This is a genomic window from Vibrio sp. 10N.286.46.A8, assembly GCF_041470165.1.
Classification (GTDB): Bacteria; Pseudomonadota; Gammaproteobacteria; order Enterobacterales; family Vibrionaceae; genus Vibrio; species Vibrio tasmaniensis_A.
This window is the reverse complement of record NZ_JBFRLX010000189.1, coordinates 1-1313: the sequence shown is the minus strand read 5'-3', so window position 1 is coordinate 1313 and position 1313 is coordinate 1. Positions and strand designations below refer to the sequence as shown.

The 1313-nt window shown below is 47.6% G+C and carries 2 protein-coding genes; one reads left to right on the top strand and one right to left on the bottom strand.

What is annotated here, in order from left to right:
• Positions 1–947 (top strand): dihydroorotase (gene pyrC, locus AB4232_RS17645; protein ID WP_372087650.1); only part of this gene is annotated, 947 nt, incomplete at its 5' end.
• A 154-nt stretch (positions 948–1101) separates the two neighbouring features.
• Here pyrC and AB4232_RS17640 read toward each other — a convergent pair.
• Positions 1102–1313: DUF808 family protein (locus AB4232_RS17640; protein ID WP_372087649.1), on the bottom strand; the 212-nt coding region annotated here is incomplete at its 5' end.

The window sequence follows — 1313 nt, the reverse complement described above, 5'->3', positions numbered from 1 at the left end:
ATATCAGCCGCTACAATGGTCGAGCGTTAATCATGCCAAACACCATCCCACCGGTAACCGATACCGAAATGGCTCTTGCTTACCGTGAACGCATCATGGCAGAGCAGCCAAGTGAACAGTTCCAGCCTCTAATGGCACTTTACCTAACAGACAACACAACACCTGATGAAATTCGCAAAGCGAAAGAATCTGGCGCTGTTGTAGCGGCGAAGCTATACCCTGCTGGCGCAACGACGAACTCGGATTCAGGTGTAACTTCAGCTCAAAAGATCTACCACGTACTAGAAGCGATGCAAGAAGTGGGTATGTTGCTGCTGGTACACGGTGAAGTAACGGCTCACGATGTTGATATCTTTGACCGTGAAAAAGAGTTCTTAGACACGGTTCTAGCACCGATTGTGAACGACTTCCCTAACCTGAAGATTGTTCTTGAGCACATCACGACTGCAGATGCAGCGACTTTCGTTAAGAACGCTAACGAGAACGTGGCAGCAACCATCACAGCTCACCACCTGCTTTACAACCGCAACCACATGTTGGTTGGCGGCATTAAGCCACACTTCTACTGCCTTCCTATCCTGAAGCGTAACACTCACCAATTAGCGCTTATCGAAGCTGCAACAAGCGGCAGCAAGAAGTTCTTCTTGGGTACAGACTCTGCACCACACGCAAAAGGCGCAAAAGAGTCAGCATGTGGTTGTGCAGGTTCTTACACAGCGCACGCTGCTGTTGAACTGTACGCAGAAGTGTTCGACTTAGAAGGTAAGATTGAGAACCTAGAAGCGTTTGCAAGCCACAACGGCCCTGACTTCTACGGTATTCCACGTAACACGGACACCATCACTCTTGTTAAAGAAGAGTGGAACGTTGCTGAAACCATGCCTTTCGGTTCAGACATCGTTGTGCCAATCCGTGGCGGCGAGACGATTGCTTGGTCTGTAAAATAAGCGCTTAGTCGGTAAATTAGCGCTCATATTGAAAAATAAGAGCGTGGTGTTAATTAAACACGACCTATTAGACTAAAAGGGGCACCATAATGATTATGGTGCCCCTTTTTCGTTTCGTGGAGAGAGGGTTTTATTAAGACCAATAATGAGCGGATTACTTACCGCGAATTTTTCCAATCACAGTCCAAACAACAACAACGCTCAGTCCAGCTAAGACACCAATAACACCATTCAACAGAGTTGGAACAACCGCTGTCGCTATCGTGTGTCCACGAAAATCCATAATAATCGGCTCAATTAAGTGATGAATCGCAGGAACGTTGTGCACCACAATGCCGCCGCCAACCAAGAACATCGCCGCAGTAC